This is a genomic window from Kitasatospora sp. NPDC049285, assembly GCF_040678815.1.
GTDB lineage: Bacteria > Actinomycetota > Actinomycetes > Streptomycetales > Streptomycetaceae > Kitasatospora.
This window is the reverse complement of sequence record NZ_JBFAQR010000020.1, coordinates 71,383-86,292: the sequence shown is the minus strand read 5'-3', so window position 1 is coordinate 86,292 and position 14,910 is coordinate 71,383. Positions and strand designations below refer to the sequence as shown.

Below are 14,910 nucleotides of genomic sequence, written 5' to 3'. Positions count from 1 at the left end.
CCGGCCGGCCGACCCACCCGCTACGCTCCGCCCGAGGCAGCCGCACACCCGGGGGGACACGTGATCGACTACGACCAGGAGGCCCGCGCCTACGACGCCACCCGCGGCGGCGAGCCACGCGCCGAAGCCGCCGCGGAGGCTCTCGAACGACTCCTCCCACCACGGGAGTTGACGCGGCGTCACTCCAGCGGGTCGCGCACCACGTCCGGCAGGTGCAGGACGGCCTGCAATGCGATGTACAACTCCGCGGAGTCCAGCCGGCGTTCGAACGAGCGGCCGGAGAGCTGCTCGATCCGGCGCAGCCGGTAGCGGATCGTGTTCGGGTGGCAGAACAGCAGCTTGGCGGCCTTGTCGGCGGAGCCGTCCACCGTGAAGAAGGTCGACATGGTGGTGAGCAGCTGGTCCCGCTGGTTGGCGGGCAGGTCCAGCAGCGGGCCGAGCACCTGGTTGCCGATCCGGGACGCGGTGGACGGCGCGCTCGCCACCAGCATCGGCAGCGGATTGGCGTCGAACAGGGTCACCGTCTCCTCCGGCCGGGCCGAACTCGCGAGCGCCACCTGGGCCAGGTGCAGCGCCTGCGGCGTCTGGTCCAGCCGGGTGTAGCAGGGGCTGACCCCGGCCCGGCGGACGGTCTGCCGGCGCAGCGTGTCCACCAGCAGGTCGATCGCCCCGGCGGCCCGCATCGAGACGATGCCGATGTGCGCGTCCGGGGTCAGCCGCCAGGCCGAGCCCATGTCCTGCTCCCGCAGCGTGGGTTCGATGTCCGGCAGCGCCTGCCGGGCGAGACCCGGCGCGTGGGCGACCACCACCGCGAAGGTGCCGTCGTACGGGAGGGTGAGCATGTCGGCGGCCTCCAGCACCGAGCCGGGGTTGCCCATGCCGCCGCGCAGCACCACGTCCACCAGGGCGGAGCGCTCCTGGTCGCGGCGGACCATCAGCTGCGCCGCGGTCGCGGTGAAGGAGTTCATCATGGCGGTGGTCGACTCCTCGTTGAACCGCCAGACGTCGGTGGCCATCTGCACCAACTCCGCGTCGGAGGCCAGCCCGTGGCGCAGCGCCTCGGCGGCCATGGTCTCCCACAGGTGGGCGAAGCCGACCCGGAACGCCGACTGCACGGTCGCCAGCGGCACGCCCTGCTCGGCGCGCAGCCGGCCGGTGCGGCGCGGCGCGTCCAGGCACGGCGCGTCCTCGCGGGCCAGCCGGCGCAGCGTGAACTCGATGTTGCTGCGCACCGACTCGGCGAGGTCCCCGGCGGGCAGCGGCCCGGCGGAGCGGTACACGCTCATGCTCTCGCGGATCCGCCGGACCGTTTCCTCGGTCAGCGACGCGAGGCGCGCCAGCAGGTGCGCGGCCAGCCGCCCGGCCGAGTCAGACCGCGGTGCCTCGTCCACTGGCCGGTCGGGGTGCGGTGCGGTCCGTGGGGTGCCCATGCGGCGAGCCTAGGCAGCACGTACCGGGTGGACGTGACCGCGCCGACCTGCCCGCCCGTCGGCTCCGCGCCGTGATCGCGCCCGCGCCCGCCTGCGCCGTACGGACGTTCCACGAGTGAGCGGTGCCGGTCCGGTTGACGCCGTGTCCGGCGGTCGGGGGACGCGTTTGTCCGGCCCGACAGGCCGGGGCGGTGCCCGGCTGTCCGTGGCGACAGCGTTGGTGGCATCGGTGGTCAACGGCGCCGCCGCGCACTCCGGGCGGCCCTACCCTCCTGCGCAGAGCCGCCCGGAACCGCCGCGGCGGACCGAGTGGAGAGACACCGCGATGGAGAGCCCCGCCGAGCTGCGCCTCGACCTGGTGATGGAACTGCTGCTGTCCCCCGAGGAGTTCTTCCCCCTCCCGGCCCGGCTGGTCTACTCCGCCGACGACCCCTACGCCCTGCACGTCTCCTTCCACGTCGACTCGGCCCAGCCGGTCGGCTGGTTCTTCGCCCGCGACCTCCTGGTCCAGGGCCTGCTCCGGCCGACCGGCTTCGGCGACGTCCGGATCTGGCCCACCACCTCGGCCGGCCGCCGTGTGGTCACCCTGATGCTCTGCTCCCCCGGCGGCGACGCCTTCCTCCAGGCCCCCGCCGCCGCCCTCGCACCGTGGCTGCACCGGACCCTGCGCCTGGTCCCGCCCGGCAGCGAGACCGTACGCGACCGGGTCGACCGCGCCCTGGACACCCTCTTCGCCGGTGACGGACCGTCAGGCCGCTGACCGGCGGCTCCCGTTGCGCTCCGGGAACCGCCGGTAGGCTCGTCCGCTGCCGTTAGCGCGTCCGCAGGACGATCGGGTTGGTGAGCGCGGCCATCGGGCCCCACGGCAGGTCTGGGCCCATCGCGTTGCCCTTGCCCGGCGCGCCGTCCGCCTTCGGGTGGCGCACCTCGGCCCGGACGTACGCGGCGAGCGAGGCGGTGGTGCGCCACACCACCGTCCCGGTGCCGTCGGCGGGCAGCGACTCCTGGTGCATCTGGCCCTCGTCGGTGATCAGCCGCACCGTGCCGCCCGGCACCCCGGAGACCGTCAGCCGCACGTCCACCGGCGCATCCGCCGGGACGCTCAGCTCCTCGCCGATCCCGACCTGCCGCCCGTGCCCGGTCGCGGTCAACTCCAGTTGCACGGAGGACGATTCGGCCAGCCAGCTGCGCCCGGCGCGCAGGCCGGCGAGCACCGCGTCCCGGGTCAGGTCCTCCGCGTACACGACGTTGTGCGGCGAGCCGATCACCTGCGGCACGCTGTGCGCGTCGCTGTTGCCCATTGCCGGCAGCCACCTGCGGTTCTCGCGCAGCGCGACCGCCAGCCGCCCGTCCCAGGTGTCGACGGTCGACTCGTCGTCGTACGTCCAGGGGCCGTTCCACACCTCGACGGCGTCGGCGTCGTCGTAGCCGAACTTCCACTGGCAGGCCACGTACGGGCAGTACGGGTGCGCGGGCACCACCAGGCCGCCGGCGCGGTGCACCTGGCGGGCGAAGCGCGGGAACTGGTCGTCCCGCGAGCGGTAGCGCCAGTCGACGAACTGCCCGGGCTCCAGGCCGAGCGCCAGCCAGTGTCCGTTGCGGGTGGTGATCTCCTCACCGGTGACGATCAGCAGGTCGGGTCCGGCCAGCGGGCCCCACACCCCGTGCGAGGAGCTGGTGTTGTGGTCCGTCGACACGATGAAGTCCAGCCCGGCGGCCCGGGCGCCCGCGGCCACCTCCTCCGGCAGGCGGCGGCCGTCGGAGTGCACGGTGTGCAGGTGGCAGTCGCCGCGGTACCAGGCCCGGCCGCGGCCCTTGGCCCGCTCCGCCGGGTAGCTCGGCGTGAATGCCGGGCCCGGCGCGCCGAACCGGAGGGTGACCTGCACGCTGTAGTCCAGGCCCTGCGGCGCGACCTGGTAGGGGCCGAGCACCACGTGCCACGTCCCGGCGTTGACCGGCCCGGGCAGGTACCCGGGCGTCGCCTGGTCCCGCGCGATGCTGAACGCCGTCCGGAACCCGCCCGACCAGCCGCGGAACCCCTCCCCGCCGAGTTCCGTCCCCCGTTCGTCGAAGATCCCGATGTCGCACGAGTTCCCCGGCGTACCCGCCGGCACCGCCGGCTTGTCGTAGCTGTACGAGACGGCGATCTCCCGCACGCCCTTCGGCACCTCCACCGGCAAGTACACGAAGTCCGCTGCGCCCGTGGGCAGATGACCGGTCAACGTGACCACCCGATCCGCCGGCACCCCCTCCGCCACCGCCTCTCCCCCACCGAGCCCCACCGCGGCGACCGCCCCGGTGGCGATCCCGCTCCGCAACACGACCCGACGGCTGGGCTGCTGATCACTGGTCACAATGGTCTCCCGATCGACAGGTCCACAAGAACACGTCCGCCCGGCCCCCTACCCCGCGCGATGAACCCCGGGTGCCCACGACCCCACCACCGTGCGCCGGATCGGTGAAGGCCCCGACGCCCCGCTGCGCTTGCACGCCACGGCCGGTCAGTCCTGGTGCAGGACCAGGTGCTGGCTCACGTAGCAGTTGATCAGCGTGGTGGCCCGGCGCTGCGGCGGGCCGAGCAGCTCGATCCGGGCCACCCGGGCCAGCAGCGCTTCGAAGACCAGCCGGATCTCCGTCCGGGCCAGGGGGGCGCCCAGGCAGAAGTGCTTGCCGCTGGTGAACGAGTAGTGCAGGTTGGGGCTGCGGTCGATCCGGAAGTCCTGGGGACGGTCGAACACCTCCTCGTCCCGGTTGGCCGAGGTGATCCACAGGCAGATCAGCTCGCCAGGCTCCAGCGCGGTGCCGCCGACCACCCGGGGCTCCAGCACGGTGCGCACGAAGTGCTGGGTCGGGGTCACCCAGCGCAGTACCTCCTCCACCGCGCTGTCCAGCAACTCCGGCCGCCGGCGCAGCAGGTCCCACTGGTCGGGGTGCTCGGCGAAGGCCACCAGGCCGCCGGTGACCGCGTTCTTGGTGGTCTCGTTGCCGGCCACCGCCAGGTTGAGGCAGTTCACCAGCACCTCCTCGCGGCTCAGCCGGTCCCCGTCCACCTCGGCGTCGAGCAGGCGGCGGATCAGTCCGTCCGGGGCCAGCTCGGCGTGGTCCAGCAGGCCGGCCAGGTGCATCAGCAGCTGGCCGTTGGCGGTGGCGGTGGCGGCGCGGCGGGCTGCCAGGTCGCCGGCCCGCGGGTCGTCGGCGGACAGCGAGCCGGTGATCGCCCGGCCGGCCCGGTCGGCGAGCTTGGCCCACTCCCGCTCCGGAAGCCCGAGCAGCAGCCCGGTGGCCGCGGCCGGCACCACCGCGCTGACGGTGGAGACGATCTCGCACTCGCCGTCCCGGACCGCCTGCCCGACCCGCTGGGCGACCAGCTCGCGCAGCTGCTCGGTCATCGCCCGGGCGATGGACTTGTTCAGGCCGCCGCTGAGCAGCCGACGCAGCCGGGTGTGCGCGGGCGGGTCGGAGATCTCGACCATCAGACCCGCCGCCGGGTCGCGTTCGCCCAGCGCCGAGTCCAGGGTCATCCCGGACTCGGCGCTGAACCCGGTGGCGTCACGGAAGACCGCGTCCAGGTCGCGGTAGCGGGTGACCGACCAGAAGCCGGGGGCGCCGGTGCGCGGCTGGAAGTGGAGTCCGTCGCGGCGGCGCAGTTCGGCCAGCGCGGCGTACGGCGCGGCCGGGTGGAAGGCGCGCGGGTCGGACAGGTCGGGAACGGCGGTCAGGAGCTCAGCCATCGAGGCCTCCGGCGGTGAGCGCGGGCTCGGTGAGGAAGCCGCTGGCGTGGAAGTAACGGATGTACCCGTCCAGCAACCGGGCGTCGGCCGGCGGGCAGTCGATGCCGCTGCCGGCCAGCCCGGCGAGCGCGTTGGAGCGGTCCAGCTCGGGGCTGATGCTCGCCCGGAACAGGTCCATCGCGGTGAACCCGCCCGGCCCGGTGCGGGTGAAGGAGGGCAGGATCGGGGCGAACGGGTGGCCCGGACGGTCCGTCAGGTGCGCGGCGACGGCCGCGGTCCACTCCTCGAACGGCACCGTGGCGATCCGGTGGCCGTGCGCGCGGAGCCGCTCCACCACCTCGCCCAGCAGCGCCTCCCGCGAGTTGCCCAGGTGGTAGCTCTGACCGGTGGCGGGCACCTGCCGGGCCAGCCTGACGATGGCGGCGGCGACGAAGTCGACCGGTACCAGGTTGAGGGCGAAGTCCAGATCGGGCGCCAGCTCCAGTTCGGCGATCACCCGGAACAGCTCGCAGACCGCGGCCCCGCTGTTCCACACGTGGTGCACGGTGTCGCCGGATATCTCGTGCGGGCGGTGCACCGCGACGGGCAGCCCGGCCCGTCCGGCGGCCCGCACCACCTCCTCGGCCACCCACTTGCTCTCCGGGTAGCCCATGCCGAGCAGTTCCACGTGATCCAGCGGGGTCCGCTCGGTCACCCGCCTCAGCCCGGCCGCGCCCATGCCGTGCACCACGGCCAGGGTGGAGACGTAGTGGACCGGCACCGACCGGCCGGCCGCCAGTCGCAGCACCTCCTGGGTGCCGTGCACGTTGGCGGCCCGCAGCTTCTCGTACGGGTAGAGGAAGTTGACCTCCGCGCCGCAGTGGTGGACCACGTCCACGGTGGCCGCCAGCTCGCCCCAGTCCCGGTCGGCCAGGCCCAGCCGGGGGCGGGCCAGGTCGCCGAGCACCGGGTGCACCCGGTCGGCGGGCAGCGCGGCCAGGCTGCCGTAGCGCTGCTGGGCGCCGGCCAGCCGCTCCCGGGCGTGCTCGACGTCGCGGGCCCGGACCAGGGTGTGCACCCGGGCGTCGGTGCGGGCCAGCAGTTCGCGCAGCAGCCAGGCGCCCAGGTAGCCGGTGGCGCCGGTGAGCAGCACGTGCCGCGGGTCGCGCCAGTTCGGCCGCGGCTGCGCGGTGCCGGCCGCCGGGACCTCCCAGGAGGTGTCCGGACGCCAGCGGTCGGCCGGGCCGGTGCCGGGACCGGCGGCCCGGGCCTGTTCGACGGCGGTGGTGAAGGCCGACCGGGTGGGCTGCTCGAGCAGGTGGGTGATCAGCTCGAAGTTGGCCTCGTCGTCCAGCTCCAGGCGCTGCTGCACCCGGGCCACCAGTTGCACGGCGAGCAGCGAGTTGCCGCCGGCCTCGAAGAAGTCCTCCTCCTGCCCGGCCGGCAGCAGCTCGGCCCAGGCCGCGCCGACCTCGGCGGCCGGGGAGCCGTCGGTCGGCGCGTCGCCGTCCGCCGGACCACCCGCCGGGCCGGCCGGCGACGGCTGCGGCAGCGCGGCCCGGTCCAGCTTCCCGGCGGTGGTCAGCGGCAGCCGGTCCAGCACCGTGACGGTGGCCGGGACCATGAAGGCCGGCAGCCGCTCGCGCAGGTGGGCCAGCAGCTCCTGGCCGGTGGGGACCCGCCCCGGCCGTCCGCCGGTGGCGGCGTAGGCGGTCAGGTAGCGGCTCACCCCGTCCTCGCGCGGCAGCACCGCGGCGTCGGTCACGCCCGGGTGGGCGACCAGCGCGAGCCGGATCTCGCCGGGCTCGATGCGGAACCCGCGCACCTTCACCTGGTCGTCCCGCCGACCGCGGAACTCCAGCCGCCCGTGGGCGTCCCGGGTGACGACGTCGCCGGTGCGGTAGACGCGTTCGGGGGCGCCGCCGGGGCCGAGCGGCAGTGTGGTGAAGCGTTCGGCGCTCTCCCGGGGCGCGTTGAGGTAGCCCTCGGCCAGTCCGCCGCCGGCGACGCAGAGTTCGCCCTCCTCGCCCGGCGGCACCGGCCGGTCGTCCGGGCCGAGCACGTGGCAGCGGGTGTCGGCGATCGGGTGTCCGATCGGCACCGAGGTGGCGTCCTCGGGCAGCTCGGTGAGCTCCTGGCAGGTCGCCATGCAGGTCACCTCGGTCGGCCCGTAGGCGTTCAACAGGTGCTGCGGCCGGCCGAGTTCGAGTACCCGGCGGACCGCGTCGGGTTGCAGCGCCTCGCCGCCGGTGGCCACCACCCGCAGCCCGGCGAACACCTGCGGCCGTTCCTGCGCCAGTTGGTGGAACACCCCGGTGGTCAGGAAGGCCGCGGTGATCCGGTGCCGGGCCAGGAACCCCTGCAGGGCGGGCGGCGAGAGCAGGACGGCGGAGTCCACGGGGACCAGGCAGGCGCCGTTCAGCAGCGCTCCCCAGATCTCCAGGATCGAGAAGTCGAAGGAGAGCGACCCCGCGTGCAGCACCCGGTCCTCGGGCCGGAAGGCGAGGAATCCGTTGTCGACGGTCAGCCGGGCCACCCCGCGCTGCGGCAGCGCCAGGCCCTTGGGTCGCCCGGTGGTGCCGGAGGTGAACATCACGTAGGCGGGGCGGTCCGGATCCGGTGTCGGCAGCGGCGCATCGCCCGCCGCCAGACCGGCCGCCAGCACCTCGGACAGCTCCAGCACCCGGACCCGCTCGCCCAGTTCGGCCGGCACCGGACCGCCGCCGGGCAGCGCCACCACGGCCGCGGCCGCACTGTCGGCCACCATCAGGGCCAGCCGCTCGGCGGGCAGCCGGGCGTCCAACGGCAGGTAGGCAACCCCGGCGTGGACGCTGCCGAGCATCGCCGCACAGGCGTCGGTGCCTCGCCTGCCGACCAGGCCGACCACCGCCCCCGGGGCGATTCCCAGCCTGCCCAGTCCGCGGGCGAACTGCTCGGCCAGGGCACCGAGTTCCGCATAACTGGTGGTCCCGTCGGGACCCGACACGGCCGGTCGGTCGGGTGCGCGGCGCAGCTGTGCCGCGAAGAGTTCGACCAGTGCCTGCCGGTGCGGATGTCGCCCGGCCGGCAATCTCCTCAGTTCGCCGTCCACGGTCATGGTGGCCCCCCACCTCTCGTCGGTCCCGGGCTGGATCGCGGCGGAAGGTGCAGGCCGCGCCATCGCAGGACGAGCACAACTAGCGTGACAGGACTGCCAACTGAGAGTCTCTGGACTCCGGCAGCCAACTGTCGGCACGCTAGCAGGTCGGGCCCGCCGCCACACCGCAGAAAGTGCCGTGTTCCCCCGGCGCCCTCCACCAACTCCACTGACACAGACGGTAACTGACGGATAATCTGAATCCGCGCGTCGGCTCCGTGGGCCCCTGCCGCTGCCCGGCCGGAACTGGGGTCGGGTGACGCTGTTCCGACGTAGGACTTCCGCTGTTCTTCCGGTGGCTGCCTGTGCGTTCGCCTGGACAACTTGGCTAGACAACATTGGTCGGGTCGGGGAAGGGCGCGGAGATGATCAGGCGGACGGTGTCGGCCGCGGCGGGCGTGCTGGTGCTGCTGGCGGTGGCCGGGTGCGGCGGGGCCGCTGCCGGGGCGGATGGGGACGGGTACACGGTGATGACGTGGAGTCCGTCGGGGACCGGGGGGACGGACCGGCCTGGGGTGACGGCGCTCGCGGCGGCGATCGCGCGGGAGACCAACGCCAAGGACACCCTCGCCGGGCACAAGCTCAAGGTCCTCACCTGCAACGACCACAACTCGGCGGACGGGGCGACGGCTTGCGCCCGGCAGGCGGTGGACGCGCACGTGGTCGCGGTGATCGGCTCGTACAGCCAGCACGCGGACGCGTTCATGCCGGTGCTGGAGAGCGCGGGGATCCCGTACCTGGGCGGGTACGGGCTGTCGGGGCCGGAGTTCAGCAGCCCGCTGTCGTACCCGGTGGCGGGCGGGACCCCGGCGCTGGTGGCCGGCAGCGGACGGCAGCTGGTGGAGGCCGGGTGCAAGTCGGTGGCGCTGATCCGCCCCGACACCCCCGCCGGGGACACCATGGCGCGCTACCTCTCGGCCGCGCTGAAGCCCGCCGGCATCACCGCCGTCGACGTCAAGGCACCCGAGAACAAGGCGGACTTCGCGGCGCTCTCCAAGCGTGCGCTCGGCGACGACGCCACCGGGAACTGCGTGATCGCCGCGCTCGGCCCCGACCAGACCAAGCCGCTGCTCACCGCCTACCGGGCGCTGAACCCCAAGCGCACCCGGCTGGCCTCGATCGCCGGCTCCGTGGAGCAGTCGGTGGTCGACGCGACGGGCGGCGCGAGCGGTCCGCTGGCCGACGCGTACGTCACCGGCTGGTACCCGCCGGAGTCCGCCGCGGCCTGGGACGACCTGCGCACCACCGTGAAGGACCAGGCGGCGTCCGATGCCGGCATCCAGCCGTCCGACCTCGCCGTGCAGACCACCTGGGTGGCCTACCAGGTGTTCTTCCAGGCCGAGTTGAGGCTGCGCTCGGCCGGGAAGCCAGTCACCGCGAAGACCCTGCGCGACCAGCTGGACGGCGAGGACACCATGGACGTCGGCGGCGTCACGCCCCCGCTCACCTGGGGCCTCACCGACATGCTGCCGAGCGCCGAGTCCCCGCGCCTGGTCAACACCTGGGTCACCTTCCAGCAGGTGAAGGGCGGTCGCCTGGCCGAGCAGCAGCGCGGCTTCGTCGACGTCCGCTGGGCACTGACGGGCCGTAAGCCGCCGCAGTAGCACCCCCGTTGGCCGACCGGACTGAGAACTCCCGGGCATGCCGGTGTGCCGCGGTCCGTCCCCATACCGGGCCGCGGCACGTTCCGTGCGGGTGGGTCAGATCTGTTGCCAGAGGGCGGGGACGATGGGCGGCTCCCAGCCGGTCTGGGCGGTGTGGCCCTGGATGCAGCGGTAGGTGACGCCGTTGTAGGTGACGAGGTCGCCGGCCTTGTAGGTGACGCCGGCGGCCCAGGTGGTGGTGCCGCCGCCTCCGCCGTTGACCACCAGGGTGTAGCCGGTGGTGTGGGTGGCGCTGCTTCCGGCGCCGGTGACGGTGATGGTGTAGGTGCCGGCCGGGGTGGTGCTGCCGGTGGCGATGGTCAGGGTGGCGGTGGCGCCGCTGGTGACGGTGGACGGGGAGACCGTGACGGTGGCGCCGGTGGGGGCGCCGGTCGTGGTGAGGGTGACGGACTGGGCGCTGCCGCTGGTGGTGGCGGTGCCGACCGTCGCGGTGGTGGTGGAGCCGGCCTGGACGGTGCCGGTGGCGGGGTTCAGCACGAGGCTGAAGTCGTTGCCGGGCGTGGTCGTGGTGACCGAGGTGGTCCAGATCGCGCTGGCCACGCCGTCCGCGCTGCGGTTCAGGGCGGTGGCGTTGATGTTGGCGCTGGTGTCGCAGGACTGGTGGTAGCAGGAGTCGTAGGCGCGGTTCGCGGTGCCGCCCCACTTGGTCGCCTGCGCGGACGTCTTGGTGGCGTCGGCGCCCGCGGCGTAGCCGGAGGTGGGGATGCCGGCCTGCTGGAAGGAGTAGTCGTCGGAGCGGCCCTGGCCCTCGACGTTCTCCTCGGGTTGCAGGTTGAGCGAGTCCCAGTACGCCTTCAGCGGCGCGGCGGCGGTGGAGGTGAGGTTGTTGATGAAGTAGCCGGCGTTCGGCGAGCCGACCATGTCGAAGTTGTAGTAGCCCTTGATCGCGCTGCGCTGGGCGGAGCCGAGCTGGCCGACGTAGAACTGCGAGCCCTGCAGGCCCTGTTCCTCGCCGGTCCACCAGGCGAAGCGGACGTGCCGGCTCATGGTCGGGTTCTGCTGGGCGAGCACCAGGGCGTTCTCCAGCAGGGTGGCCGAGCCGGAGCCGTTGTCGTTGATGCCCGGTCCGGCGGCGACGCTGTCGAGGTGCGCGCCGAACATGGTGACCTGGTCGGACGGTCCGCCGGGCCAGTCGGCGATCAGGTTGCTGGAGGCGTAGGTGCAGCTGGTGCAGGTCTGCTCGGTCACGGTGTAGCCGGCCGCCTGGAGCTTGCCCTTCACGTACGCCACCGACTGGGTGTACCCGGCGCTGCCGGCCCGGCGGGTGCCGCCGTTCTGGCTGGCGACGGTGTTGAGCTGGGTCAGGTGGGCCTGGACCTTGGCGACGTCGATGTCGGGCGCCGGGCCGCCGGGGTTGCCGCCGCCGCTCACGGTGAGCTGGTACTGGGCGGTGTGGGTGGCCGATCCGGTGCCGGTGACGGTCAGCGTGTAGGTGCCGGCGGGGGTGGCCGCGCCGACGGCGACGGTCAGGCTGGCGGAGCCGCCGGCCTGCACGCTCGACGGGCTGACCTGCGCGGTGGTGCCGGTCGGGGCGCCGCTGACGGTCAGTGAGATGGCCTGCGCGGTGCCGGAGGTGACGGCGGTGCCGACCGTCGCGGTGGTGGAGGCGCCCGGCTGGACGGTGCCGGCGGACGGGCTCAGCGCCAGCGAGTAGTCGTTGCTGCCGGACGGGGTGCAGGTCGGGTCGCCGCTCTGGGCGGGGACGCTGACGGCGTCCCAGGCGGCCTTGGCCCGGGTGAAGAAGGTGCAGCTCGGGTCGAGGTTCTTGGCCGCGGTCAGGGTGGCGGTGCGGTACTTCTTGTACGTCATGCCGCTGGTCTTGAGCAGCATGCCGCCGTAGAAGACCCGGCCGGCGTCGCGGATGCCGAGGCCGGTGACGCTGCTGCTGTTGCAGGTCGGGCTGGTGGGCTTGCCGCCGCCCGGGTTGGAGCCCTCGGCGAGCAGGTAGAACCAGTGGTTGAGCGGGCCGGCCGCCGCGTGCTCCTCGGTGTTGGGAATGGAGGAGGAGTAGCAGTTCGGGTTGCCGCTGATCTGCGAGGGGTTGTACATGATCCGGATCGGGCCCGACCCGACCAGGTTGATCATCTCGCCGACGGTGTAGTCCGGACTGTCGTACGGCGCGGGCTCGTTGGCGTACGCCTCGGTGAGCGCGCCCATGATGTCCCCGGTGCCCTCGCCCAGGCCCGCCTCGTTGTTGGCGCCGCCCGGGGTGTACTGGTCGATGCCGTGGCCGAACTCGTGGCCGACCACGTCGATCGAGGCGATCCACTCGTTGGCGTTGTTGTGGCCGATCGAGACCGACGAGCCGTCCCAGTACGCGTTGACATCGCTCAGGCCGACCTTGACCGGCCAGCTGCCGCCGTTGCCGTTTTGGCCGTTGCGGCCCAGCCAGTCGCGGAGCATGTCCCACTCCTTCTGCGCCGCGAACATCACGTCGGCGCAGCCGGTCTCCTTGGCGGTGGGGTTGCCGGTGCCCCAGGAGTCGGTGGACTTGCTGAACACCTGGCCGGTCGAGTAGTCGGCGCAGCTCAGACCGGGGCGGTTCGGGTCCCGCAGGGAGTACGAACTCCCGGACCCGGTGGTGGAGATGGTGACCGGGGCCGGCCCGTTCCACCTGCTGTTGGCGGTGCCGGCCCGGACGTCGTCGTAGCTGTCGGCGACCTCGCCGGTGGTGGCGTCGACGAAGACGTGCAGGTGGCTGGGGGCACGGTCGGTCCGGCCGGTCAGGACGGACTCCCAACTCAGCTTGGCCGCACCGTCCTTGACCCGGACCACCAGGCGGGCCGGGTCGGCGCCGTCCACGGTGGCCAGCCTGCTGCGGGCGGTGCGTTCGGCCGCCGCCGCGGTCACGGTGGGCGTGGTGGGGACGCCGACCGGACCGGACGCGGCGGACTGCACGGCGCGGACCTTGCCCTGGCCGTCGGCGAGCACCACGGCGTCGCCGCCGACCACCGGCAGGCCGCGGTAACTGCGCTCGTAGGACACCGAGTAGAGGCCGCCGAGCCACGGGGTGACGGTGCGTCGCTCGTAGCTCTCGTCGGGCCCCTTGGCCAGTGCGTCGAGTCCGGCCGCGGCGGCCAGGTCGGCAGCGGAGACGGCCGCGGCCAGCGGGTTGGGCGGGGTGGGGGTTACGGGGGCGGGCGCGGCGTACGCCTGGGCCGCGGTGCCGCCGAGCAGGCCGGCCAGCACGGCCAGGGTGGTGCCCGCGGTCAGCAGTCTGCGTTTCATCAGAGCTCCTCGGGGGTGTGGGGGTGCCCGGAACCCTCACACCCTCGCCATGGCCTGGTCAACGCTCCGAACGGGTGCCCGGGTCGGCTGACACGTTCCGTCAAGTTCCGCGATCAGGAATGGAGTTGGCAAAGCGCTGCGCCCGCCGTCGGCAAAGAATTGGTACAGACCACACCATGTACGGGTGAGCCCGCGTTCGGTACGGTCTCGATACGGCCGGGCGGGCCGGGCGACCACACGATGGCGGGCAGCGGGAGTTGGCAGGAGTTCGGGGCACTGCTGCGGCACTGGCGGCGGCGGGCCGGCTGGACCCAGGCGCAGCTCGCCACCGCCGTCGGCTACGACCACACTGCGGTCAGCCGACTGGAGCACGGAACCCGCCGGGCCACCCCCCGGCTCTCCCGACGGCTCGACGAACTGCTGGAGACCGGCGGAGAGTTGGAGCGCTCCTGCGGACGCGCCGAGCGCTCGGACGGCGGGCCGGCCGTGCCCGCGCAGCTGCTGCGTCCGCCGCTGGCGCGGTCCCCCGAGCCCGGCCCGGCCGGATTCGCCGCGGCACTGCCCGCCCCGGCGGCGGACGACGGCCCGTCACGGCTGCCCGAGTACGACCTGCTCTGCCCGCTGCACGGCGCGTCCGGCTGCGAACTGCCCACCCCCGCAACGGCGGTGGCCTTGCACGCGGTCTTCTGCGGCGAGCCGCGCGGACCCCTGGACACCGAGACGGTGCACGCCCTGGCGGCGGTGCTGGCGGCCCAACTGCGGGCCGCCGCCCGGCAGAACGCTTCGGCGGAGGTCACGTCGCCCGACGGTCCGTCACCGGGAGCGGTCGTCGAGGGAACGTTGCGGGCGATCGTGGCCCGGCTGGCGCGGGCGCCCGGGCGGCAGCGCCGCGTGCTGGCCCGCCTGGCCGCGGAGTACGCCCACGCGGCGGGCGCGCTGCGCCTGCACGGCGGGCGGGCGGCGACCGCGATGGCCTGCTTCGACCGGGCGCTGGGCTGGGCCGAGTTGGCCGACGACGCCATCACGCAGGTGGCCGCGCTCAGCGACATGGCGGTGCTCGGGCTGCTGGACGGCGACCCGGCCGCGTCCGCCGACTACGCGCGCGAGATGCGCCGCGCCGCCCCGGGCCGGCACTGGTCGGGCACGCTGTCGCAGCTCGGCGAGGCCCGGGCCGACGCCCTCGCGGGCGACGTCCGCGCGACCGTACGGCACGTCGGCCGGGCCCGCATGCACCTCGACCACCTCGACGCGGCCGACACCGGCATCGACTCGGACGTCCCCTGGCTGACCCCGGCCTCGCTCCGGCTGCGCGTCGAGTCCGGCGCGGCGGCGGCCCTGCGCGACGTCGCGGCGCGCTCCGGCGAGACCCGCTTCGCCCGGCTCGCCCTGGCCGCCGCCGAGTCCGCGCTGGACCTGCTGGGAGGCGGTCGACTCCCCTCCACCCGGGCGATGTTGACCGTCCGGATCGCCGACTGCCACCTGTGCGCGGGCGACCCCCGCACCGCGCTGGCCGTGCTCTCCCCGCTGCTGGCGACCGACGGCGGGACCCTCCCCGCACTCGTCCGGCACGAGCTGCGCGGCCTGCGCTCCCGCCTGCCGGCCGGCGCCCGCGGCTGGGGCGACGACCTGGCCGAGACCGCACTCCACCTCGGCGCGGCACCCTGACCCCCGGTGCCCACCAACCGGGCACCGGCCCCGGGGCACGCCCGCCGGCGGCTCGCGCTCACACCCGCCGCGGCCGC

General features: G+C 74.1%; 9 protein-coding genes. 3 read left to right on the top strand and 6 right to left on the bottom strand.

What is annotated here, in order from left to right; all coding sequences use genetic code 11:
- Nucleotides 1-179: 179 nt before the first annotated feature.
- Complete coding sequence (locus AB0K51_RS15820; protein WP_363454768.1) at nt 180-1,430, bottom strand: helix-turn-helix domain-containing protein; 1,251 nt, start codon at nt 1,428-1,430, stop codon at nt 180-182.
- A gap of 325 nt (nt 1,431-1,755) precedes the next feature.
- Here AB0K51_RS15820 and AB0K51_RS15815 point away from each other — a divergent pair, with 325 nt between their 5' ends.
- Nucleotides 1,756-2,190, top strand: a complete 435-nt coding sequence (locus AB0K51_RS15815) for an SsgA family sporulation/cell division regulator (protein WP_363454766.1) — start codon at nt 1,756-1,758, stop codon at nt 2,188-2,190.
- A 52-nt stretch (nt 2,191-2,242) separates the two neighbouring features.
- On the opposite strand, the gene AB0K51_RS15810 is transcribed toward AB0K51_RS15815, so the two are convergent.
- The 4 genes from AB0K51_RS15810 to AB0K51_RS15795 all read right to left on the bottom strand — a co-directional run bounded on the left by AB0K51_RS15810 (nt 2,243) and on the right by AB0K51_RS15795 (nt 8,742).
- Nucleotides 2,243-3,688, bottom strand: a complete 1,446-nt coding sequence (locus tag AB0K51_RS15810; protein ID WP_363454846.1) for a CehA/McbA family metallohydrolase — start codon at nt 3,686-3,688, stop codon at nt 2,243-2,245.
- Nucleotides 3,689-3,931: 243 nt separating this feature from the next.
- Complete coding sequence (locus tag AB0K51_RS15805; RefSeq protein WP_363454763.1) at nt 3,932-5,161, bottom strand: cytochrome P450; 1,230 nt, start codon at nt 5,159-5,161, stop codon at nt 3,932-3,934.
- Nucleotides 5,154-8,237 carry an amino acid adenylation domain-containing protein gene (locus AB0K51_RS15800; RefSeq protein ID WP_363454760.1) on the bottom strand — a complete coding sequence of 1,028 codons (3,084 nt, stop codon included), beginning with the start codon at nt 8,235-8,237 and terminating at the stop codon, nt 5,154-5,156. The genes AB0K51_RS15805 and AB0K51_RS15800 overlap by 8 nt, the downstream gene beginning before the upstream one ends.
- A 367-nt stretch (nt 8,238-8,604) precedes the next feature.
- A complete protein-coding gene (locus AB0K51_RS15795) occupies nt 8,605-8,742 on the bottom strand; it encodes a hypothetical protein (RefSeq protein ID WP_363454857.1) in 138 nt (45 codons plus the stop codon).
- Here AB0K51_RS15795 and AB0K51_RS15790 point away from each other — a divergent pair.
- Nucleotides 8,681-9,880: an ABC transporter substrate-binding protein gene (locus AB0K51_RS15790; protein WP_363454844.1), complete on the top strand. Its 1,200-nt coding sequence runs from the start codon at nt 8,681-8,683 to the stop codon at nt 9,878-9,880. The genes AB0K51_RS15795 and AB0K51_RS15790 overlap by 62 nt on opposite strands.
- A gap of 96 nt (nt 9,881-9,976) precedes the next feature.
- On the opposite strand, the gene AB0K51_RS15785 is transcribed toward AB0K51_RS15790, so the two are convergent.
- Nucleotides 9,977-13,168 (bottom strand): M28 family peptidase, encoded by a 3,192-nt coding sequence (locus AB0K51_RS15785; protein WP_363454757.1) that lies wholly within the window; start codon nt 13,166-13,168, stop codon nt 9,977-9,979.
- 240 nt (nt 13,169-13,408) lie between these two features.
- On the opposite strand from AB0K51_RS15785, the gene AB0K51_RS15780 reads away from it, so the two are divergent.
- A complete protein-coding gene (locus AB0K51_RS15780; protein WP_363454755.1) occupies nt 13,409-14,833 on the top strand; it encodes a helix-turn-helix transcriptional regulator in 1,425 nt (474 codons plus the stop codon).
- Nucleotides 14,834-14,910: the final 77 nt, after the last annotated feature.

Coding starts and splice junctions, on each gene's coding strand:
- AB0K51_RS15780 (WP_363454755.1), top strand. CDS start 13,409: ATGGCGGGCAGCGGGAGTTGGCAGGAGTTCGGGGCACTGCTGCGGCAC.
- AB0K51_RS15815 (WP_363454766.1), top strand. CDS start 1,756: ATGGAGAGCCCCGCCGAGCTGCGCCTCGACCTGGTGATGGAACTGCTG.
- AB0K51_RS15805 (WP_363454763.1), bottom strand. CDS start 5,161: ATGGCTGAGCTCCTGACCGCCGTTCCCGACCTGTCCGACCCGCGCGCC.
- AB0K51_RS15785 (WP_363454757.1), bottom strand. CDS start 13,168: ATGAAACGCAGACTGCTGACCGCGGGCACCACCCTGGCCGTGCTGGCC.
- AB0K51_RS15820 (WP_363454768.1), bottom strand. CDS start 1,430: ATGGGCACCCCACGGACCGCACCGCACCCCGACCGGCCAGTGGACGAG.
- AB0K51_RS15800 (WP_363454760.1), bottom strand. CDS start 8,237: ATGACCGTGGACGGCGAACTGAGGAGATTGCCGGCCGGGCGACATCCG.